The organism is Polynucleobacter sp. TSB-Sco08W16, from assembly GCF_018687455.1.
In the GTDB taxonomy this organism is placed as follows: Bacteria; Pseudomonadota; Gammaproteobacteria; order Burkholderiales; family Burkholderiaceae; genus Polynucleobacter.
The window spans coordinates 1153262-1176612 of the sequence record NZ_CP061291.1; the positions used below are offsets into that span (position 1 = coordinate 1153262).

General features: G+C 46.3%; 18 protein-coding genes and 1 tRNA gene. 5 read left to right on the plus strand and 14 right to left on the minus strand.

Features of this window, described 5'->3' with window-relative positions; translation table 11 throughout:
* Positions 1 to 25 precede the first annotated feature (25 nt).
* A complete protein-coding gene (hrpA, locus tag FD961_RS05735; protein WP_215393041.1) occupies positions 26 to 4015 on the minus strand; it encodes an ATP-dependent RNA helicase HrpA in 3990 nt (1329 codons plus the stop codon).
* A 65-nt stretch (positions 4016 to 4080) separates the two neighbouring features.
* Between hrpA and argA the strand changes: the two genes are divergently transcribed.
* Positions 4081 to 5445, plus strand: coding sequence for an amino-acid N-acetyltransferase (argA, locus tag FD961_RS05740; RefSeq protein WP_071465523.1), 1365 nt, complete (start codon positions 4081 to 4083; stop codon positions 5443 to 5445).
* A 34-nt stretch (positions 5446 to 5479) separates the two neighbouring features.
* The gene (locus FD961_RS05745; RefSeq protein WP_062308940.1) at positions 5480 to 5752 is read left to right on the plus strand and encodes an oxidative damage protection protein; all 273 of its coding nucleotides are present in this window, start codon (positions 5480 to 5482) and stop codon (positions 5750 to 5752) included.
* Between the two features lie 237 nt (positions 5753 to 5989).
* On the opposite strand, the gene rpiA is transcribed toward FD961_RS05745, so the two are convergent.
* Complete coding sequence (gene rpiA / locus FD961_RS05750; RefSeq protein WP_215393042.1) at positions 5990 to 6700, minus strand: ribose-5-phosphate isomerase RpiA; 711 nt, start codon at positions 6698 to 6700, stop codon at positions 5990 to 5992.
* 95 nt (positions 6701 to 6795) lie between these two features.
* Between rpiA and tal the strand changes: the two genes are divergently transcribed.
* Complete coding sequence (gene tal, locus FD961_RS05755; RefSeq protein WP_215393043.1) at positions 6796 to 7773, plus strand: transaldolase; 978 nt, start codon at positions 6796 to 6798, stop codon at positions 7771 to 7773.
* A 100-nt stretch (positions 7774 to 7873) separates the two neighbouring features.
* Here tal and FD961_RS05760 read toward each other — a convergent pair whose 3' ends face one another.
* From FD961_RS05760 to rnr, 6 genes are all read right to left on the minus strand, one after another.
* Positions 7874 to 11017, minus strand: coding sequence for an efflux RND transporter permease subunit (locus FD961_RS05760; RefSeq protein WP_215393044.1), 3144 nt, complete (start codon positions 11015 to 11017; stop codon positions 7874 to 7876).
* A 2-nt stretch (positions 11018 to 11019) separates the two neighbouring features.
* Positions 11020 to 12273, minus strand: coding sequence for an efflux RND transporter periplasmic adaptor subunit (locus FD961_RS05765; RefSeq protein WP_215393045.1), 1254 nt, complete (start codon positions 12271 to 12273; stop codon positions 11020 to 11022).
* Positions 12270 to 13904 carry an efflux transporter outer membrane subunit gene (locus tag FD961_RS05770; RefSeq protein ID WP_215393046.1) on the minus strand — a complete coding sequence of 545 codons (1635 nt, stop codon included), beginning with the start codon at positions 13902 to 13904 and terminating at the stop codon, positions 12270 to 12272. The genes FD961_RS05765 and FD961_RS05770 overlap by 4 nt, the downstream gene beginning before the upstream one ends.
* Positions 13905 to 13966: 62 nt before the next feature.
* The gene (locus tag FD961_RS05775; protein ID WP_215393047.1) at positions 13967 to 14152 is read right to left on the minus strand and encodes a DUF2892 domain-containing protein; all 186 of its coding nucleotides are present in this window, start codon (positions 14150 to 14152) and stop codon (positions 13967 to 13969) included.
* 10 nt (positions 14153 to 14162) lie between these two features.
* Positions 14163 to 14918, minus strand: a complete 756-nt coding sequence (gene rlmB, locus FD961_RS05780; RefSeq protein WP_215393048.1) for a 23S rRNA (guanosine(2251)-2'-O)-methyltransferase RlmB — start codon at positions 14916 to 14918, stop codon at positions 14163 to 14165.
* A gap of 37 nt (positions 14919 to 14955) precedes the next feature.
* A complete protein-coding gene (gene rnr / locus FD961_RS05785; RefSeq protein WP_215393049.1) occupies positions 14956 to 17340 on the minus strand; it encodes a ribonuclease R in 2385 nt (794 codons plus the stop codon).
* 156 nt (positions 17341 to 17496) lie between these two features.
* On the opposite strand from rnr, the gene FD961_RS05790 reads away from it, so the two are divergent.
* Positions 17497 to 17583 (plus strand) — tRNA-Leu (locus FD961_RS05790).
* A gap of 69 nt (positions 17584 to 17652) precedes the next feature.
* Entirely contained in the window at positions 17653 to 18960 is a 1308-nt protein-coding gene (locus FD961_RS05795) for an APC family permease (protein WP_215393050.1), read from the plus strand.
* Between the two features lie 14 nt (positions 18961 to 18974).
* Here the strand turns inward: FD961_RS05795 and FD961_RS05800 are convergent, their stop codons facing one another.
* Genes FD961_RS05800 through FD961_RS05825 form a run of 6 tightly spaced genes read right to left on the minus strand, consistent with a single transcriptional unit; the run spans position 18975 to position 23349 of the window.
* Positions 18975 to 19310: an AzlD domain-containing protein gene (locus FD961_RS05800; protein ID WP_215393051.1), complete on the minus strand. Its 336-nt coding sequence runs from the start codon at positions 19308 to 19310 to the stop codon at positions 18975 to 18977.
* Positions 19310 to 20035, minus strand: coding sequence for an AzlC family ABC transporter permease (locus FD961_RS05805; protein WP_215393052.1), 726 nt, complete (start codon positions 20033 to 20035; stop codon positions 19310 to 19312). Before FD961_RS05805 ends, FD961_RS05800 begins: the two co-directional genes overlap by 1 nt.
* An 8-nt stretch (positions 20036 to 20043) precedes the next feature.
* Positions 20044 to 20541, minus strand: a complete 498-nt coding sequence (locus tag FD961_RS05810; RefSeq protein WP_071465510.1) for a hypothetical protein — start codon at positions 20539 to 20541, stop codon at positions 20044 to 20046.
* A gap of 29 nt (positions 20542 to 20570) precedes the next feature.
* Positions 20571 to 21356, minus strand: a complete 786-nt coding sequence (locus FD961_RS05815) for a DUF4239 domain-containing protein (RefSeq protein WP_215393053.1) — start codon at positions 21354 to 21356, stop codon at positions 20571 to 20573.
* Positions 21357 to 21380: 24 nt separating this feature from the next.
* On the minus strand, positions 21381 to 22088 hold the full coding sequence (locus tag FD961_RS05820) for a dienelactone hydrolase family protein (protein WP_371817143.1): 708 nt from the start codon (positions 22086 to 22088) through the stop codon (positions 21381 to 21383).
* Positions 22045 to 23349 (minus strand): MFS transporter, encoded by a 1305-nt coding sequence (locus FD961_RS05825; RefSeq protein ID WP_251371225.1) that lies wholly within the window; start codon positions 23347 to 23349, stop codon positions 22045 to 22047. The genes FD961_RS05820 and FD961_RS05825 overlap by 44 nt, the downstream gene beginning before the upstream one ends.
* Positions 23350 to 23351: the final 2 nt, after the last annotated feature.

Genomic DNA, 23351 nt, shown 5'->3' on the forward strand with positions numbered 1-23351 from the left:
ACCCCTAAATATTGGTGGATTTGACCTAGCGCAAGCTCGCTAAAACTTTTTCCAGGCGCTTTAGAGACATTGGGGTTGGCGTTTTGAGCTCTTGCGCGTAAAGAGCCACCCTTAACTCCTCTAATTGCCACCTGAAATCCAGCAGGGCCTGGTCTTCTGTCATGACATAAGCCGAACCCTTATTGCCTTGCATGAGTTTTTGCCAGGGTCTCGCTACAGACTCCCAGTCTTTCTGGCATTGTGCGTCTCTGGGCGGATTCGATCGCATCTTATCGATTCGCATGGCGATGGCCTTGAGGTAGCGCGGCAAGTGCACCAATTGCGCATAAGGAATCTCCGCAACAAACTTGGGGAAGATAAGACCTTGGACTTGGGTCTGAATATCAGCATAAGCGGCTGCTGAAGCAGCTTTCGCTTGCGCCATCTTCTTCTGCAGGTCCGCATAAGCCTGTAAAGCGGCCAATGCATGACGAGATATTTCTTGCGCAATCAAAGCAAGCCTAGGTTTGCCTGCCTGCAGTCTGTCAGAAAACTGCTCCGCATTATTAGGTAAAGACTCAGTCATAAATGCTCGCTCGATCGAGAGATTGAGAATTTGCTCAATGAGGTTTTCAACTGAACCGATATTAATAAATAAGAGTCCAAGTTCGCGCACACCTGGTAATTGTTTTTGCAAAGCCTTGAGTGTGTCTTTATTCCCAAGTGCAAATAGACGACGTAATCCTTGGGCATGTTGCTTGCGAGCCTCGAGCAAATCATCAAATACCTCAAGATCACAAAAGTCTCCGCGATCGATCAGCGCGGGGTAGCCAAATAAAGTCTTATTACCCTTTTGTATTTCCAGTGTCTCCGGCAACTCGCCAAACTCCCAAGAGCGATAGCCACCCTGCGCTACCTGCCTTGCTGGATCTGCCTTGCCGGAATGAGCGCTTGTTTTACTGCTGGGCTCGATACCCAACTCTGCCTGAACTACTTCTTGAGCAACCGCCTGAAATGCATCGCGTGCCGTCTGCCCATACTCAGAGCGTAAACGCGCTAAGTTACGCTCTACTTCCAACTGACGTCCATGCTCATCAATTAAACGAAAGTTCATTGATGAATGGAGTGGCAAAGCTTCTGGTCTAAAGTCCGTTCTTTTAATTTCTAGGCCACGCTCTTTACGTATGTCATCAATCAAGCTATCCAGAAAATCACCTACACCAAATTGCTTGGCATCGAGTCTTCTCTCTAAATACGATTTAGCGTAATCCGGTAAAGGCACGCAATGGCGCCGGAGTTTTTGTGGCAAGGTTTTTAGCAACAGAAGGATTTTCTCTTCACACATGCCTGGCACCAACCATTCACAACGGCGGCCATCAACTTGATTGAGTTGTGCTAGCGGCACAACCAGTGTCACACCGTCCTTTGGGCTGCCAGGCTCGAAGTGATAAGTCAGATTGAGCTCTGCTCCACCCACCTTCATGACCTTAGGATAGCGATCTACCGTGATACCTGCGGCCTCATGGCGCATGAGATCCGCTTTTTCTAAACGCAGTTGCGAATCTAAATCAGGAGTCTTCTTCAGATACGCACTGAGATCCTCCCGATTACAGATTCCCTTAGGAATGCGTGACTCATAAAAGGCAAAGAGTAAATCATCATCCACCAACACATCTGGGCGACGTGAGCGGTGCTCAAGCGCTTCGATTTCCTTGATGAGGCGGCGGTTATGCCAAAAGAAACCAAATGTCCCAGGATATTTTTTCTTGGCATCCGCTTCAGTCTCGCGCTGCAGTGCTGGCGTATCCATGCGCCCAAACATTTCTTCTTGGACTAAAGCTTGGCCAATAAATAGTTCGCGTGCATCCTCGGGATTATGGGGCTCATAACGCACTCGGCGTCCGTGATAAATCGGTAATCCATATAAAGTGCCACGCTCAAAGGCCAGCACCTCTCCCTGACGGCTATCCCAGAAGGGTTCACTGAGGGATTTAATGAGGCGATGAGCAGCAACCTTTTCCACCCACTGCGGCTCGATCTTGGCAATCGTACGGGCGTACATGCGACTCGTTTCTTGCAGCTCACCGGCCAAAATCCAGGCGCCCGCCTTCTTGCCGATAGTCGAGCCCGGCCAGATGAATGGACGAATACCACGTGCTCCGATGTAGCCACCTGTTTTGCTATTGCGATCCTGAGACTTCTCATCCTCTTCTTTTTTGGCAACGTAACCCAGCAAACCCGTCAACAAAGAGAGGTGTACTTGTTCGTACGTCGCTGAAAGCGCATTTTCTTTCCAGCCCTTCTCACCCAACATCGTGTGAAGTTGTCCATGCACATCACGCCACTCACGCAAACGCCGCGGCGATAAAAATTTACTACGGCATAGGTTTTCTAATTGACGATTGCTATGCTTGTGTTGAAGCGCATCTTGATACCAATCCCACAGCTTCACAAAGCTTAAAAATTCAGAACGCTCATCGGCAAATTGAAGATGGGCTTGGTCTGCAGCCGCACCTTGGTCCATCGGTCGCTCACGCGGATCTTGCGTAGCCAAAGCAGAGGCAATGATGGTCACCTCTCTTAAGGCGTTATGCTCCTTGGCAGCGAGCAGCATCCTACCAATGCGTGGATCGAGTGGTAAGTCAGCTAGTTGCTTGCCAATATGGGTTAATTTGAAACTGTGATTGCTGTCCTTAGCATCTTCGGTCTGGGCATCATCAAACTCAATAGCTCCTAATTCATCTAGAAGTTGCACACCATCGGCAATCGCTCTACCTAATGGTTTATCAATAAAGGGAAAGTGCTGAATTTTAGATAAGCGTAGCGAGCTCATCCTAAGCAATACTGCCGCAAGTGAGCTACGAAGAATTTCGGGGTCGGTAAATTTTGGGCGCCCCAGATAGTCTTGTTCGCTATACAAACGTACGCAAATACCATCTGATACACGGCCGCAACGGCCTGCTCTTTGATTTGCAGCCGCTTGTGAAATCGGCTCAATCTGTAACTGCTCTACCTTATTACGATAAGAGTAGCGTTTGACTCTAGCCAATCCGCTATCTATCACATAGCGAATATTGGGAACCGTTAAAGATGTCTCAGCAACGTTAGTTGTCAAAATAATGCGGCGGCCGTTTCCAGGGGAAAAGACCCTCTCTTGTTCAGCCACAGACTGACGCGCAAATAAACTCAACACCTCCGGATGAAAACGTTGTTGCAGCACATGATCCTTACGCAATGCTTCTGCGCAGTCTCGGATCTCGCGCTCACCCGGCAGAAAAACCAATACATCTCCGGCGCCACCGGCACCCTCTCGCCAGACTTTGGTGATCTCTTCAGTAACTGCATCGGGGATTTCTTTAGCAGTTTTGGATTCTTTTTTGCCATCAGGCTTGGCATCGGGCTCAAGTGGTGAATAACGCTGCTCAACCGGAAATAACCTACCACTGACTTCAATCACTGGAGCTACCTTGCCATTTATTGCAAAGTGCTCAGCAAAGCGCTGGGCATCGATCGTTGCAGAAGTGATAATCAACTTAAGGTCGGGTCGCTTAGGAAGCAGCTGCCTGAGGTAGCCCAACAAGAAATCAATATTCAAACTGCGCTCATGGGCTTCGTCAATGATGAGCGTGTCATAAGCCTTCAGCTGAGGATCACGCTGTGTTTCCGCCAACAAAATGCCGTCAGTCATCAACTTAATGGATGCGGTATGACTATTCTTATCTGCAAAGCGCACCTGATAGCCGACATCCTGACCAATGGGGGATCCCAACTCTTGAGCAATCCTCTTGGCCGTAGCTGTGGCAGCGATCCGCCTTGGCTGAGTATGTCCAATCAGCTTGCCGCCATTAATGGTCCCCCGACCAAGATCTAAGCAAATCTTTGGTAGCTGGGTTGTCTTACCTGAGCCTGTCTCACCACACACAATGACAACCTGATGGCTCTGCAAGGCACCCTTGATGAGTTGGCGTTGACCGGAGACCGGCAATTCTTCCGGAAAGCGGATCTCCAGCCTACGCCCGGTGTTGGAAGCAGGCACAGGCTTCGTGATTGATTTGGGTTTTTGTTGGTTTATAGGCTCTTGCACCCTATAATTTTCTCACTATGCCGACAAATGCACCGAACCAGGCCTCAAGCGCCGAAGAATCTACCTCCAACTTCCCCTTCGTAGGGTGGTTGCGCGATGTTGCGCCCTACATTCACAGCTTTCGCGAAAAGACCTTTGTCATTGCCTTTGCTGGTGAACTTGTTCAAGAGACTGGTCTTGAGAACCTCATTGAGGATATTGCAATGTTGCATGCCATGGGCATGCGGATTGTCTTGGTTCATGGTATTCGTCCGCAAATTGAAGAACAGCTCATGCTGCGCAAGATAAAGAGCAAGTTTGGTAAGAGTGCATTGCACAGCTACCGCATTACCGATGCTGCCGCCTTAGAGTGTGTCAAAGAAGCTGCTGGTGAATTACGCCTTGATATTGAAGCGGCATTTAGCCGTGGTTTACCGAACACCCCAATGGCAGGCTCTCGTATTTCTGTGATCTCCGGTAACTTTATTACTGCGATGCCAGTAGGCGTTGTTGAAGGCACCGATTACATTCATACCGGTCTAGTGCGCAAAGTGGACTCCGGCTCTATTAGACTGTCCTTAGATAGCAACAAAATTGTTTTGCTTTCGCCCTTAGGCTTCTCACCAACAGGTCAGGCATTTAATCTGGCCTATGAGGATGTTGCTGCATCTACTGCCGCCGCCCTCAAAGCAGATAAGTTAATCTTCTTGAGCCCTTACGATGGTCTAAAGGATAGCGAAGGTGACTTCATTACTGAGCTGTCGATGCCTCAGCTGCAAGAATATATTGGTCAGAATAAAGATATCGACTTAGGCATGAAAGGCTTGCTCACTATTGCTGGCAGAGCCATTCGTGCCGGTGTAAGCCGTGTTCACTTCCTTCCTTGCAATCAGGATGGAGCGCTATTGGAAGAGCTCTTTACCCACGATGGTATTGGCATGATGCTAGCTTCTTCCGATATTGAGAACCTGCGTGAAGCCAACCAAGATGATGTAGGCGGCATTTTGCAACTCACTATGCCCTTAGAAGATGAAGGCATCTTGGCCGCCCGCGGACAAGATGTGATTGAGCGTGATATTCAACGCTTCTCCGTCATTGAGCATGACCGAGTCCTCTTTGGTTGTGCCGCCCTCTTCCCTTTCCCAAATGGTGTTGGTGAATTAGCCTGCCTTGCAGTTGATCCTGACGTTCAGGGATCAGGTGATGGCGAGCGTCTACTTAAGCGCATCGAAATGAGAGCCAAGCAAGAAGGCATCAAAAAATTATTTGTGCTGACTACCAGAACAGAGCATTGGTTCCTTAAGCGTGGCTTTAAACGCGCAACAGTAGATGATTTGCCGGAAGAAAGAAAACAAATTTATAACTGGGATCGCAAGTCCATGGTTTTAACTAAAGATCTATAAGCAAAAAAAGAGATTAATAAGAAAGGCATTACAGATGGCACGGATGGTTCAATGCATCAAACTCAATAAAGAAGCAGAAGGCATGGATTTCGCTCCACTTCCTGGTGAATTGGGCAAAAAGATTTGGAATCAAGTTTCTAAAGAAGCTTGGGCCGCTTGGTTAAAACAACAAACCATGTTGATTAATGAAAACCGCCTCAATATGGCTGATCCCCGTGCTCGCCAATACCTATTGAAGCAGGTTGAAAAATACTTCTTTGAAGGCGGCGCAGATATGGCGCAAGGCTATGTGCCACCAGCTGAATAAATATTGATTTAAATATTTATTTTTTGGTATTGACACCCGCAAAACACAGGCATAGGATGTAATCGTGGTGAGGCAGTAATAGTGCCCCGCCACATTGGCGAAAGCCACTTCAGAATGAGTACATCTATGTACTCATAGGCTAAGGAACTAAATACCTTCCGAGTGCCTGTGCCATGCAAACCATGGCAAACTACCCGATGGGCATACCCCGTCGGGTTTTTTATTCCCTTTTTTCAGTTAGAGTGCAATCCGACTCACGCCAGAAGCATTACTGACTAGTAAAACGTTGGCCTTCTCTTTGGCAAACAGTCCTACCGTAATTACACCAGCGATTTGATTGATCTGAGATTCCATTTTTACGGGATCGGCAATTAGAAGGCCAGCAACATCCAAGATCCAGCCACCGTTATCCGTTACAAAGGGCTCGCTAGGGGTTTGATTCAAATCAGCGCGGGTCGTTTTTGCCAGGCGCAATGTGACTTTGCCACCCAACTGCTCAAGCCCTCTAGTTACCACACCTTTAGCAAGCGGAATAATTTCTACAGGAAGCGCAAAGTTACCCAGCACAGGCACTTGCTTAGAAGAATCACAAATACAAATAAATTGCTTGGCCATAGAGGCAATAATTTTTTCACGTGTGAGTGCACCACCACCGCCCTTAATCATATGGCCGGCTGGATCAATCTCATCGGCACCATCCACATACGCTGGCAAGCTGAGTACATCATTCGGATCGAGCACCTGAAAGCCATGCTTTAGCAAGCGCTCAGTCGTAGCATTTGAACTGGACACCGTTCCTGAAAAATGATCTTTATGCGGGGCTAAGGCATCAATAAAGCAATTCGCGGTAGAACCTGTACCAATGCCCAATATCTGGCCAGCTGGCAGCTTTAAGACCTCATCTCGGGCCGCTTCGCCCACCATTTGCTTGAGTTGATCCTGATTCATATTTCTGCCAAATGCCTTTACTAGAATTAATGCATCTATCATATGATATTCACAAGCAACCGACCACAGCGGGACTTTTTTAGAAATATCTAGCCATGAATAGCACCCTCTCAACCTCCAGCCAACTTGAGCAACTGAAAAAACTGACCACCGTAGTTGCGGATACGGGTGATTTTGAGCGCATGCAAGCCTTTCAGCCGCAAGATGCCACTACCAACCCCTCATTAATTCTTAAAGCTGCTCAACAAAGCAATTACCAGTCCTTGGTAAGTTCTGTAAAAGCAGCCCATCCCGGTATGAGTGCCACGGATTTAGTCGACTATATCTTGGTGGCGTTTGGGCTAGAGATTTTGAAAATTGTTCCAGGCCGTGTCTCAACTGAAGTTGATGCTCGCCTCTCTTTTGATACCAAGGCTACGATTGCTAAAGCAAAACATATCATCTCGCTTTACGAATCTCATGGTATTGACCGTAAACGCATCCTCATTAAGTTAGCTGGAACTTGGGAAGGCATTGCTGCTGCAAAAGAATTAGAAGCCCAAGGCATACATTGCAATATGACGCTGCTCTTCTCACTGATTCAGGCGGCTGCATGTGGCGCTGCAAATGCCAAATTGATTTCACCCTTTGTCGGTCGTATTACGGACTGGTATAAAGCCAAATTAGGTGCCGATTGGAGTGACACCAATAATGGCGGCCCCAATGATCCTGGCGTCACTTCCGTTAAACGGATATTTCACTATTACAAGCACTTTGGCATTGCTACTGAGATTATGGGGGCCAGCTTTCGCAACACCAGCCAGATCTTAGAACTTGCGGGCTGCGACCTTCTGACCATTAGTCCAGAGCTATTGGCTAATTTAAGTCTGGGAACTGCAGTAGTGAGCAAGAAGTTAGATAGTAATAATGCTCAGGCAGCCTTGAGTGCTGAGAATATTGTGCCGCTGAAATTGGATGAATCTAGTTTTAGACTACAACTTAATAATGATGCGATGGCTACCGAAAAGCTTGCTGAAGGTATTCGCAACTTCTGCATTGACACAGAGAAACTAGAGGCGCTACTAGCCAAATGATTTAGATTTTGATTGAAATCGAGACTGGTAATAAAAAAGCCACCCTGGGGTGGCTTTTTCTTGCATCTCATTTCTAGCTATTACTTTTTCCTGCTTACGCTTACTCTGCTTTTTGTTGCGCTATTTTTTCTGCTTTCTTCTTATCGCGATTCTCAAAGAAGGTTTCAATCTCAACGTAGAAAACCGGTACTAAAGCAACTGCTAAACAGGTTGAAGCAATCATGCCACTAAAGACGGTAATACCCAATGAGATGCGAGCTGCAGCGCCCGGCCCCATCGACATTAACAAGGGAGTAACACCCAAAATAAATGCAATAGACGTCATTAAAATTGGTCTAAAACGCTCTTTAGATGCCTCTAGTGCGGCATCCACAAAGCTCATGCCTTTTGCTCTACGCTCGATTGCTACCTCCACGATCAAGATTGAGTTTTTACACGACAGTGCAATCATTAAGACCATACCAATCTGGACGTAAATATTATTTGGTAAGCCAGTAAGGTGTAGGGCCAGGACGATTCCAGAGAGGGAAAGCGGCACTGCCGTCAGCACTGACAAAGGAGCAACCCAAGTCTCATACTGGGCAGCCAATACTAGGTAAACCAGCAAAATCGACAGGCCAAAAATGAATATGATCGTATTGCCGACTAAGTTTTCTTGGTATGACATACCTGCCCATTGAAAGCTCACGCCGTCGGGCAATGTTTGAGCAATCTGCTCGAGTCGCTTCATGGCCTGACCTGAGCTATAGCCTTCATGAGCCTGACCGAGCACTGCAGCAGATGGATAAAGCTGAAACTGGTTAACAAAGGCTGGGCCAGTGATCTCTTTCACATCAATAAAAGAGCCCAGGGGCACCATCTTGCCGTCTTTATTTCTCACATACAAACTATTAATCTGATCTACTACCTTGCGGTAAGTGCCATCTGCCTGGACATAGACTTGATAGGTTTGACCATATTTAAAGAATTGATTTACGTAAGTCGATCCAACGTACGACTGCAAAGCATCATAGGCGTCCCCGATTGCAACTCCAAAAGTTTCTGCGCGTGCCACATTAAATGTGAGCTGCATCTGAGGTACGTTATTTCGGAATGGTGAAAAAACCGCCATGATTTCTGGGGCTTTTTGCGCTTGGGCAATGAAGTTTTTAGTAGCAGCTTCTAGCTTGGCTAGATTATTACTACCATCAGTCAACATTAAGCGCATCTCAAAGCCACCTGACAGACCTAAACCTGGAATTGCAGGAGGCAAGAGAACGAATGACTGAGCTTCTTGTACTTGTCTGAGCTTCTCATTCATCTGAGCGTATATTTCCGCAAGGCTTTCACCCTTGCCGCGCTCATCCCACGGTTTCATGATGACGTACATGGCACCAGAATTTGACTGGGAACTACTGTTGTTCAGAAGATTGATGCCGCCAATCACCACGATATCTTGTATACCCGGAACCGTTTTGAGAGCAGCTACGGATTTTTGTATTCCGGTTTCGGTACGCTGCAAGGATGCAGCATCAGGCAAGGTGGTTGAGACCACTAAATAGCCTTGGTCTTCATTGGGAATAAATCCTGAAGGAACCAACGCTAAACCAAACAAGGAGACAACGATGATCACAATGCCAATCAATGAAGCCTTGGCACGGTTATTCATCAGCGCTTCGATTTGATGTTCGTACCAAGTAGCTAGGCGATTGAAATAAAAATCAAATTTTTGGTAGAGCTTTCCTTTGACCTTATTGTGATAAATTGGCCTCAGATACTGCGCAGATTGGGTTGGCTTTAAGGTAATCGCGTTAATACCGCTAATCAGCGCCGTAGCTGCAATTACTAGAGCAAACTGTCGGTACATTTGACCGGTAATACCAGCAATAAATGAAGCAGGGATAAATACAGCCATCAATACCAAAGTAATGCCGATGATGGGCCCCATTAACTCATTCATGGCATCGATAGCACCGGTTCTTGGATCCTCGCCCTCTTCTACTTTTTTCGATACCGCTTCGACGACCACAATCGCATCATCCACCACAATACCGATACATAAAACAATGGCAAACAAAGTGGATAAATTGATCGAGAATCCCATTGCAGCCATCGCAGCAAATGCACCAATAATGGTGACTGGAACGGTGGTAGCTGGTACAAGAGTTGCGCGCCAGTTTTGCAAGAAAATCATAATGACCAGCAGCACTAAGATGCCGGCTTCATAAAGTGTTTTATAGACCTCATGAATCGAAGCTTGCACAAACATCGTGGTGTCAAATGGAATAGACCACTTCACCCCTTTTGGCAGAGTCTTGGCAATGCTTTCCATTTCTGTGCGCACGGCGTTAGCAGTCGCAATCGCATTAGCGCCTGGCGTTTGATAAATAGCGATACCACCAGCAGGCTTATCACCGATCTTGAAGAACTGGCTGTAGTTCTGACTACCCATTTCCAAGCGGGCAATATCGCGTAAATAGGTGATATCGGATTTACTACCCGTCTTCACCACGATTCTCCCAAATTGCTCTGGGGTCGTCATCGCACTGGTCACATTGAGCGTGAACTGAAAATCCTGACCCAATGGAGTTGGTGGAGAACCAATCTGGCCGGCAGAGAGCAAGATGTTTTGCTTATTGATGGCATTGATCACATCATTTGGCGTTAGGCTACGCATCTTTAACTGCGCTGGATCGAGCCAAATCCGCATACTGTAATTACCAACCCCAAAAACGTTAGCCGCAGCAACACCCTGTATGCGCGCCAAACGTTGTTGCAGTTTGAGATTGGCGAGGTTACTTAAAAATAAGCCGTCATGCTCTGGGTTATCGGACGTTAGGGTCACAAACTGCAAGATCGCGGTTGATTGGGTCTTGGTTGTAACGCCGATTTTTTGAACCGCTTGAGGTAAAGATGGCAATGCAATTGCAACCCGGTTTTGAACATTAACCTGCGCTAAGTCAGGGTCAGTGCCCACCTTGAAAGTGACCGTGAGGGTGTAATAACCATCATTGGTTGATGAGGACTCCATATAGAGCATGCCATCAACACCATTCACCTGCGTCTCAATATTGCTGGCAACCAATTGCTGGACGAGACTAGCATTGGCTCCAGGATAGCTAGTCGTCACTTGAATCGTTGGCGGAACGATATTCGGATACTGGGAAATTGGCAAACCAAAAATAGATACCGCTCCAATCAAGACCATGATCAGAGCGATAACGTTGGCCAGAACAGGCCGCTCAATAAAGAATTTAGGCAGCATAATTACCGGAGCTTTATAGCCTCAAGAGTGACTTGTGTAGGACTGGCCACTTGGTTTACGCTCAAATTAATAAAGCCATTGATCACCACCTGGCTATTGGGAGTCAGTCCTTTTGCCACTTCAACATTTTGTTGAAAGCGCTGACCTAATGTAATGTCTGCCCGTTGAGCACGCTTGGCCTCATCTAAGACAAAGACATAGTTCCCCACCTGGTCAGTCATGACGGCTGTCATTGGCACGAGCAAGGCCTGACGAGTTGGGCCGTACTCGGCCATCACACGTGCATATAAACCGGGTATGAGCTGATAGTTTTCATTCTTGAAGATAGCGCGCAACTGCAAAGAGCCTGTATCAGTCGAAATCAGATTAGCCGCGTAATCCAAAACTCCCTCGTGGGGAAAGCCCGTTTCACTTTGTAGGCCTGCATAAATCGGTAAAGTATTCACCTCGGATTTACGCTCCGTATTAGGGTCCTGATTCTTCTCAAACTTCAGGAAGTCTCTTTCGTTAAGCGAAAAATAGACATATATAGGTGAGATTTGCTGAATCGTTGAGAGTTGTACACCCTTCGATGTTGTATCTAAATAAGTTCCAACATCTAATAAATGTCTACCCATGAGTCCATCAAACGGCGCCCTAATTTCGGTATAGCCTAAGTTAATCTTGGCGAGCGTTAAATTTGCCTCTGATTGCTGATATTGCGATAAGGCCTTATCGACCGCCGCCTGAGAAGTTGCATTTTCTTTCAGTAGTGATTTTTGGCGGTTGTACTCAAGCTTGGCCTCTGTATAAATCGCCTGCTTCAATTTGACATCTTGAATATAAGTATCTTGCTCAATCACAAATAAGAGATCACCCTTCTTGACCATCGAGCCATCTGCAAATCCAATCTTAGTCAGATAACCCTTCACGCGAGCATCTAAGTTCACCGTGAGATAAGGGTCAACCACCCCATCAAAAGTGGCAAAACTCCGAATTTCTTGAGAGAGTGGTAACGCAGTTGTAACTGGCACAGGCGCTTGCACAATATTTTTACCGCAAGACTTGAGGCATACCAACACAATGATGGCAAAGAAAACAACGATAGCTATTCCAATAGTCCCTGGTGAAAGCTTCTTATTTAAAAATGGGATATTGATAGTACTTAACTTTTCCAGAAAAGCATTCCAGCGAGTTAATAACGAACTCCACAGGGGCAACAGAAAATTCCACAGCTTTGTAAGCATGGCTTGAGCTTTTGTTAATAGTTCTTTCATGGTGCAGTACTTCCCTGGGTGGGTTTCATATCTTGAGGTGGTATAGGTGGATTCGGAACTACCAGCTTTCCAGCCTTTACATTGACCGGATCACCCGTTTTATTTAAGACACTACCCCAATCGGTGCGATCATTCATCTCAGCGACCATCGTTTCAGGGAGCTTAGGCGGTGTCATTTGCGCGGTCCAGCCGCCACCAAGCGCCTTGAAAGCGCCTACATATCCTACTAATTCATTGGATTTGGTTTGAACTAGAGAATTTTCCAAGTTCAGCAATGACTGCTGTGCGGTAATAACGGTTGTGTAATCGTTTTGACCAGCTTTATAACGCTCTAGCGCCAGATCTGCAGCACTCTTAGCAGCAGTGACACCACGGGTATAGTCCTCAACCGAGCTCTTGGTGGTTGAGATTGTGATCAAGGAGTCCTCTACTTCTTTTTGCGCGTTCAAGACTTGATTTTGATAGGCTAAGAGACTTTGCTGGAAGATAGCATCCTGAACCCGTACTTGATCCACTATGGCACCACGATAGAACAGCGGTAGGTAGACACCAGCACTCACACCGGAGGAATTATTGCCCCAGCTAAATAGATTGGCCGAGGTGAGATTGCCGTAGTTTGAGTTTGCATAACCAAATGTGCCACCCAAGGTAAAGGTCGGGAATAACTGCGCTTTATTCACACCAATTAAGGCGGATTGTGAAGCAGCATTGAGCTCAGCCTGCAATACATCAGGGCGGCGGCGCAGCAAATCGATCGGCATTCCGACGCCTAACTCAGTAGGCGGCCTTAATGAGCCTTTAGTATTTCCATATTTCTTTTCGTAGTAATCAGGTGGCTCACCCAATAGGATGCTCATTGCATGTTGGGTCTTCTTCAATGAGGCAATCAACTCTGGAATGCGAGCTTTAGTTTGCTCATATTGAGCCTGAGCCTGACTTAAATCTAGCATTGATGTTGCGCCGTACTTAAAACGGGCATTAGCAATGCGTAAACTTTCCTTTTGTAACTCTAAATTCGTTTTAGCAACTGCAATCAAAGCTTCGTTATTGCGAATATTGATATAGGTGTTGGCAACGTCTGCGGTTAAGGAAACATCAGCTGAATAAAAGGCGGCTACACCTGACAGATAGGAATTCAAGGAGCTCTGAATGCCACGGCGGGATTTGCCCCAAAAATCGAGTTCCCAGCTCATCTGCACCATGGCGTTTTTCACGATCAGATTATTGGAGTCGTTCACGATCTCTTGTAGGCCGCTATTCCGATTATTAGAATAAGAAGCATTGAGTGCGGCTGTCGGCAACAAAGCAGCATCACTAATCCCAAGTTGCGCTTGCAGTTGATAAATACGCAAAGCAGTTTGCTGCAGACTCAGATTTTGTTGGGCGGCCTCTTTTAATAAGGCATTGAGCGTAGGGTCATTAAAACTTTCCCACCACTCAACTGGATCAATAATCTTATTGGAATTTTCACCCAAGGATTCTGTAAATTCGGTTTGAGTTGTAGGCTTATATTCCCCTGCAGTCTTGACTGGAGGTCTTGAATAATCTGGACCAACCATAAAACATCCCGACAACACCAAAGTGCAGCCAAAGGTAAATAAATAGGCGGTTAACCTTTTTATCATCAACATAGGTAACTATTTAAGAGATGCCACTGAGAGTCTACAAACACCATTACAAATAGGATAGCTGTTTATTTCTTCGCCGTATTGATGCCGAGCAAGCTATATGCCGGACAATTTCCAATCATCCCAGTTAACAAGGGAAGGATTCCAATCCAAGCCCAGGGGCCGGTGATTCCAAAACCCGCTAAACCCATTAAGGTGACGCCAACCGTCATACGAAGAACGCGATCAGTGTGTCCAATATTGCATTTCATTTGAGTCCCTTTATTTGGCGGTTTTTGCAAGACGTTGTCTTAACGCTTCGTACAAGCATACGCCACTTGCTACGGAGACGTTCAGGCTAGACACCACGCCCTGCATTGGAATGCGGACCAGCTCATCACAGGTTTCTTTTGTCAGGCGGCGCATACCCTCGCCCTCCGCCCCCATCACAATACCAATCGAACCAGTGAGATCAATATCATAGATAGATTTGGTGGCTTCATCGTCTGTACCAATCAGCCAAACGCCCGCTTCTTGCATCTCTTTCATGCTGCGAACGAGGTTTGTCACTGTAATCACTGGCATTACCTCAGAAGCGCCGCTAGATACCTTACTTACAGTAGCGTTAATTGAGGCTGAGCGGTCCTTGGGAATCACCACCGCATCAACTCCTGCTCCATCAGCTACACGCAGGCAGGCGCCAAAGTTATGGGGGTCCGTTACACCATCTAAAACTAAAAACATTGGCTTCTCTTGAACGCCCTCTACATCCTCAATCACTTCAGTAATCGTGCGCGCAATGGTCATTTTTTCAGCCAAAGCAACAACACCTTGGTGACGATCATGGCCGGTTAACTTTTGCAGACGCTCCGCATCGGCCGCATGCAAACGCTCACCTAAAATTTCTTCAGCCTGTTTTAGAAAATCACCCATACGTCGATCACGACGGCTAGGATCAAAGTAAACCGACTTCAGACTATCGGGATCAACCCGCAAACGCGCTTGAACTGCATGAAATCCTACCAATATTTGTTTCATCTTTTTACTTATTCTTTTCTTACTCTTTACTTACTTTTTATTTTCTTCTGGCCTTGGTGTTGCGTACCGGTGGCTTTGTCCCAGCCGGCTTACCAACAGATCTGCCCGGCTTGCTTGTCTTACCGCTTTTGCGACTCGCTTTACTCTTGGATTGGGTGGCGCCCAAGGTACCGGCAGATTTAGCTGCATTCACATTGATGCCACTGGGCTTTTGAGGGGCTTTATGAGCGGGTCTACTCTTGTTTGGGGCCGCTTTCTTGTTTGGCCTACCGGCATCAGCGGCTAACAATAATTGACGACGATTGGATGATCCGCCGCCCTCAGCACCAGAGCTCTTTACAAGACTAAATTCAATCTTGCGAGCATCCAAATCAACACGACTCACTAGTACATGCAGACGATCACCTAGGCGGTAACGAATACCGGTACGCTCGCCACGCAATTCTTGACGAGCCTCATCGTATTGGAAATAATCCCCACCTAATTCGGTAACATGAACCATTCCCTCAACAAAGAGATTCTCAAGTTGAATGAATAAACCAAAGTTAGCAACCCCAGTTACAGTGCCTGCATACTCTTGACCAAGATGATCGCGCATGTAGTAGCACTTGAGCCATGCTTCTACATCACGTGACGCCTCGTCGGCACGACGCTCATTGGATGAACAGTGCACACCTAATTGACCCCAAATAGGCAAAGCAGCATTAGCGCCTTTTGGCACTCTCGCACCTTTGGCAGGACCTGCTTTAGCATCGCTTTGAGATTTCTTGGCATTGACTGCATTCTCTCTCCCCTTGCCTTTACGAGGCAATGTGAGATTAAGAGGCACCTTGGGAGGCAGAACAGGCGTATACGGCTTTTTCTGCAGAATGGATTTGATGACACGATGAGTCAACAAATCAGGGTAGCGACGAATCGGGCTTGTGAAATGAGAATACGCTGGGTAAGCTAAGCCAAAGTGACCTTCATTGTCTGGTTGATACATGGCTTGCTGCATTGAACGCAGAACCACGGATTGCAGCATATTGGCATCAGGCCGCTCTTTAATCTCGCGCATCAGTTTTGCAAAGTCACGGGGCTTTGGTTTCTCCCCGCCACCCAATGAAAGACCAGAAGTTCTGAGTACCTGACGTAGAGTGACAAGCTTTTCTTCAGAAGGCTCTCCATGTACACGGTACAAACTGAGATGCTTATTTTTATCAATGAAGTCTGCAGCACAAACGTTCGCTGTTAGCATGCACTCTTCAATTAGGCGATGGGCATCATTGCGAAGCCGTGGCTCAATGCGCAGAATCTTACCGAGTTCATTGCTAATGATTTGAGTTTCAGTAGTTTCAAACTCGATGGCGCCCCGCTTCTCGCGGGCTGACAACAGAATCTTGAATAGAGAATAGAGATTAGTTAAAAGCGGACGAAACTGTGCAAAACGCGTAGCTTCTGGGCCTTTACTATTGGAAAGAATTTCCCAGACGGTATCGTATGTAAAGCGCTGTGCAGAATGCATCACCGCTGGATAGAACTGATACGCTAACACTACCCCGTTATTGTCCACAACAGAATCGCACACCATACAGAGGCGATCTACATTGGGATTAAGTGAGCAGAGCCCATTCGAGATCTTCTCCGGCAACATGGGAATCACCCGTCTTGGGAAATACACAGAAGTTGCACGCAATAAACCCTCATCATCCAATGGATGCCCAGGTTTAACGTAATGCGATACGTCAGCAATAGCCACAATCAGGCGCCAGGCCTTGGTCTTGCCGTACATCACAGGCTCGCAATAGACTGCATCATCGAAATCTCTTGCATCCGCACCATCAATTGTGACCAAAGGTACATCGCGTAAGTCGACGCGACCTTCTAGATCGTCTTGCTGGACGGTATCTGGCAAAGCTGCCGCCTCTTTCATGGCAGCGGCAGAGAACTCATGAGGAACACCGTACTTACGGACGGCGATTTCAATCTCCATACCTGGATCATCTATCTCACCCAAGACTTCCACTACACGCCCAACTGCTTGGCGATAGCTATCTGGGTAATCAATAATTTCAACGCTGACCACTTGACCTAATTTAGCCTGACCTTGTCCCTTAGGTGGAATCAAGATGTCATGGCCAATGCGTTTATCTTCTGGCGCCACAATTAAAACGCCATTCTCATTTAAGAGGCGACCGATCACAACTTTATTAGCATGCAGAACGACATCAACAATTTGTCCCTCTGGACGGCCGCGTCGATCTGTTCCTAATACTCTGACATTAACTCGATCACCGTGCATGACGCGCGACATTTCTCTCTCAGAGAGAAAAATATCTTCACCACCATCATCGGGAATAACAAATCCAAATCCATCTCGATGCCCTTGAATCGTTCCTAAACGATCAGCCTCGCGGGGCATCAAGTCTTTTGCTTTACGCATTTAATTCCTTCGGCAATACATGCCCTATTTATATATCTAGTGATATCTATTTTTTTATGAATAAGGCTACTGTATCAAACCACCAAGTCTGAGGGGGAAAAGCCAAAATGAGGTTCAAAAAGCCTAAAAACGCCCATCCCCCTATAATAGAGGCATGCCCAGGTGGCGAAATTGGTAGACGCACCAGCTTCAGGTGCTGGCAATCGTAAGGTTGTGGGGGTTCGAGTCCCTTCCTGGGCACCAAACACTCTCAATAGACCTTATATGGGGTCAAATGAAGCCAATACAACCCTTCAATAGTTAGAAAACTAGGTGAAATCAGGACTATTAAAGAAAACGGGCGATAACGGCAAAGAAATTAGCCTCTTTTCCGCTACAGCCCTTGGTATTGGCGGCATGATGGGCGCCGGTCTCTTTTCCTTACTGGGAACTGCTAGCGCTCATGCTGGAACCCATATCCCCTTAGCTTTCTTAATCGGCGCCATCGCCGCCTCCTTCTCGGTCTACTCCTATGCCAAATTAGGCGCTACTTTTCCGAGCAGTGGGGGAGCAGCCACCTTCACCGTCATGAGTTTTGGGCCTGGAGTGATTTCTGGCGGCCTTAACGTCTTTCAATATATTGCCTATCTAATTGCTGCCGCTCTTTATGCTGCAGGATTTTCTGAATATGCCAATACGATGCTAGGTGGAAATCTTTCCCCGCTAGAGGTCAAGATAATTAGCGCCCTGATCGTGGCCATTTGTGCTGGAGTCAATTTGCTCGGCACGCAAATTGTTGGGCGTGCAGAAACTCTAGCAATTGGCTTTGTAACCATTGCCCTTCTCTTATTTTCTGCAGGAGGTATCCACATAGCCCAAGTTCACAACTTTGAAATGTCCGGCGGCTCTCTCAATGGTATAGCTATAGCTGCAGGCATCCTGTATATCAACTACCAAGGTTTCGGAGTTGTAACAAATTCTTCAAATGCAATGCACGAGCCCCAGAAAGAACTTCCTCTAGCGATGTTCTCCGCTCTGGTGCTTGTAACGATTGCGTATGTTCTCGTGAGTACTGCCGTTATTCTTTTGCTGACGCCAGAAAAAATTCAAGAATTTAGCGGCCATGTACTGGCGGAAGCGGCGCAACTAGTAGCCGGAAAGATTGGCTTTGTCGCCATAGCTAGCTCTGCATTGCTAGCTTGCGCTGCAGCACTCAATGCCACTATTTTTGCCGCCTCTAATATCGCAGCGGATATGGCGACCACCAGCTCCATTTCAAAAGCCTTAGGTGCCACCGTCTTAAAAACACAATCCCGATCGCTGTCAGTGTCTGCAGTTATGGTGATTGCCTTGGTATTAGCATTTCCATTGGATGTCGTTGGAAAAATGGCAAGTCTGGCATTCTTACTTGTATATGCCGCCATTACCTATGGACATATTAAAGTTCGCAAGCAAACTGGTGCAAAACTGTGGCCTTTGTGGACGGCAATCATTGTCAATCTAGGCTTATTTGCCACGCTATTTATCAACGTCATTGAGACTGCACCCAATAGTGCAATTGCGCTAGCTTCCGCTCTCATTGGATCATTTGCTCTTGAGGCACTATCTCGAAGGCATGAGAAAAACAGAGCCTCAAGGTAATCCGCTATTAGGCCTTATAAGAAATACCTGGCCAAAGTGAACACAGTCATACCCACCAATAAAGTAACAATCATTTTTCGGGTGAGATAGAAAGAAATAATAGCGGCCAATCCACCCCAAATATTCGGTAATTTGAAATCGAATTGAGTCACGCTAGTAGCATTTGCTGGTAGAAAAATTTCAGGCGCCAAAATAGCGACCATTGCTGCTAATGGAGCAAAGCGAATAGCCTCCAATACCCAGTCTGAAACCTTTACACGCTCCCCGAGGATCAGAAAGAAACTACGTGACCAGGCCGTTACGAATGCCATACCAATTAGCAATAGAGAAATATTCCAGTCAATCTGCATTAAGGTGTATTTCCTTTGGGAGATTTATCCGTCATCATGCCCACGACTAAGGCTGCCACGATGGCAAAGACAATATTGAGTCTAAATGGAAGTCCATAGGTCGCCACTGCTACTACAGCCGCAGTTACTGCAGCCCAGCGTGCGGCAGCACGGTCCAGCATGGGCACAATAATGACCAGCAATGCAATTGCACCGGCAAACTCTAGACCCCAACTATTGGGAATTTGACTAGCCAGTAAGATGCCTGCAATCGAACCCACTTGCCAGAGGGCCCAGTTCGAAAACTGCATACCCATCAACCAATACAAGCGTAGTTGCTCTTTATCAGAATGTCGCTCTTCAATAGACTCCGGCTTAGGGTAGCGCCTGATATAAAAAAGATAACTAAAGTCAGCCGTGAAATAACCCAATAAGACTCTACGCCAAGTAGATAAATAGGAAAAATGGGCTTGGAGTCCAAGACTAAAGATAACAAACCGCAAGTTCACCATAAATGAGGTAATCAATATCATCCAAATCGGCAGACCTGCGGCAATCAAAGGAAGTGCTGCTAGCTGTGATGAGCCCGCAAAAACTAAGAGGCTCATGGCTAAGGCTTGATGCAGGGTTAAGCTCGACTTGGCCATTGCAATGCCAGTGACAAAACCCCAAGTGAAGATTGTCACGCCGGAGCGCGACATCTCTTTAAAACCATCTACAAAGTACTTTTGCTGACGGGAATTCATGCGGGGGATTAAAGACCCATATTTCGATGCAAGATCTTGGGCTTCATCTCTTCCCATAGACTTGCAAAGTCTTCTGTTTTTTCTTCTGAAAGTTGAATTCGGTCGTAAAGATGGCCAAAGACAATCGACTCTCTTCTAACCAAAGTCTTTTCGAACTCCGTTAAACCAATCGGCTTATCTTCCAGATCACGCGTAAGCTCTGCAGAGCAGACAATAGCCTGCTCATCATCTTTATCGACCACGGCAAACTCAATGAACTGTTGAGCTTTATCTACGATCACTAGAGTGCCCCGAGCATATGTGACTGCATCATGCTGCTGAACGATATAGGCTAGAAATTGATCTTCATCTGCCCTCTCCATCTGTAAATCATCGACAAAAAAGAGGTATTGATCACCATCGGCATTCACCAAAGTAAATACCTTAGGGGTGGCGCCATGACCTAAGACGAGGTTACGGTAGTAGGTAGAAATTTCTACAGCAAGGTTTTCAGAGAAAAGGTGCATAACAAATCAAAATAGTGGTTAGCGTTCAATTATTCAGTACGTGTCTTAATGGATTCAATAATCTTAAAAAAAGCATCAGGCTTTACGGAGTTTTGTCCCTTGAATGGCTGATCAGTAATCACCAAAAGAGAAATCAGCGCTCCTAGCGTAATTGGCAAAATTTTCAAGCCCAGGAAAAAGGAGTTGGAATGCTCGAATAAAGTATTCACTCCCATCAAAGCAAACATACAAATCAAAATTACCACCCAAAATAAACCAGGAAGACGAATACCTGCTTTTTCAATGCGTGCCTCCCTACTCTCAGCAACTTCCTCAGATTTTTTAATGATATCGGTATACATTGCTGTTTGACGATTGGTCGCCGGCTCTAAAGACATGATCTTGCGTGAAATTCCGCGCCACAACATATGGGTCTTACTACTACCCTCACCCATTTCTAATTTAGGCCACTCGTCGATCACAATAGAATTCATATACTCAAAAAGCTCTTTCCGAATAACCGTAATTGCTGGATCACCGTAACGCGTCAATAAACGATCAAGGTTATTAATTCGACCGGCCTCTTGCGATACTAGAGATTGGACTTCGCGAAAATTGGATTGGGCTTGATTTAATAAGAAGCCGATCAAAAGACCGCTTAAAGTAATGATTGAGCCAAATAAACTCAAGCCCAATCGAGTGCTATCTGCTGTAGGAGATAGCATGGGGATGGACTGCAAAATTCTAGGTAACACATCTAACAACAATACGAAGAATGCAATCAACAGAATCAAAATCTGAATATTGCTTCGTTTATAGACCCAATTAAAAAACATGGTTAGCCTGTATTTATGAGAGATTTAGCTACTGAGATTGTTTTTCAAGAACTCCATTGTTCTATCCCAAGCAAGTTTTGCTGCAACTTCGTTATATTGCAATGGCGGCAGACCGCGAGAGTCTGATTTAGGATTAGCAAAAGCATGCTTCGCGTCATAGCGATAAAACTCGTGCTGGGCCGCTGCTTCTGTTAACTTGAAATCCAATTGGTCAACTCCAGACACAGCGAAGAAATCATCATGCGCAGCCCAATGAGCCATCATCGGCTTAGTGATTGCTTTGGCATCCACATACTCCAATGGAGGGTAGCCATACCAAACTACCGTGCAATCTAATTCTGGAACATTGCAGGCAGACAGAACTGTTAATGCACCACCCATACAAAAGCCAGTCACTGCCACTTTATTACTTCCAGTAGCCTTAAGGTACTGAACAGCACCACGAATATCTTGACTAGCAGCATCACCAAAATTCAGGTCGCCCATGAGGTGCTCAGCCTCTTTGGCCTCTAAAGCTAATTTGCCACGATAGAGATCAGGCACTAGGGCACGATAACCAGCTTTTGCTAAACGCTCCGCGACAGACTTCACTTCATCATCTAGGCCCCACCACTCTTGAATGACTACTACCCCGGGAGCATTTACTTTATCTGTTGGCTCAACTAAATAGCCATCTACCAACTGCCCATCAGGCCGCTTGAACTGAATCATCTTTGCTCCTTTTAATTGCATTATCTTTTTTATCTGAATGAATATATCCTACCAGCCAGAACGTGAGCAATCCACAGACTGCTGCCCCATAGCCGACGAGGTTGTAATGCTCCATCTTGCCATCGGCTGCAATGGTGACAACTAATCCAGCGACGACGGAGGCAATGCCAGATGCAAGCATCTGGACCGAACCAACCAAACTCATGAATGTCCCTCTAATTTTTGGCTCAACCATTTGACTAACAATAGCCATTGTTGGAATCATGCGGCCAGAGATCAAAATAAAGAAAGCGGTTTGGTTAAGCAAAACAATCCACAAGGGAACTGGCATTAAATTGGTAGTAATAAGGATCGGAAACAAACTCACGATAGCCAATACTCGGAAGACTTTAACCTTGCCATACTTATCTGCTAGATGCCCAATATATCTAGAGCTCATTAAGGTAGCGATACCGCCGCAAAGATAGATGAGAGAGATATAGGAATTGGCGACGCCCACGTTTGCAGTGAGATACAAGGCAATATAAGGAATCACGGAGAAGCCCGTGATCATTACTAGACCAATAAATAAGAAGGCGCGCAAATGCCGATGGGCAATCAAAACCTCATAAATTTGCTTAAAGCGGCTGCCCTCTTGAATATGGTGCAAGTGTCCTGAAATCTTTGGAATATTGCGATAAGCAACCCAGAGAATCAGTGTCGAGATCAATCCGATAAACATAAACGGCGCACGCCATCCCAAAGACTCAATATGATTGGCTAAGAACAGACTCAATGGAACGCCCGCTACAGTAGAGACAGAGAAAGCAGCCATCACCGTTCCCAAGGCTTTACCGCGACGCTCAAACGGAATGGAATCCGCCACAATGGTTTGGACTAATGAACCTAATATTCCACCAAAAGCACCAGCACATGCGCGTGCGATAAATAGTGTGTGATAGTTTGGTGCAAAACCGCAAGCAACAGTTGCAATAATGAAGCAAATATATAAACGCAAAAGTAGCTGTCGTCTCTCAAAGCGATCTACATAATAAGTGGCAAATATTCCCGCAATTGCTGCAGCGAAAGTATAGGAAGAGAGTAGTAAGCCAAATTGATGTGTGTTGATCGAAAGCGCTTTAATGAACTGAGGCCCTAAGGGCATCATGATCATAAAATCCAATATGTGTGTGAACTGAATACCAGCCAGCGCAAACAGAAAGAAGCGCTCTTGTTTAGGAGATTGAAAAAGGTTTTGGGGCTGGCTCAAGGTCTGCTTTACAGGAAATGGTCGATATGACATTA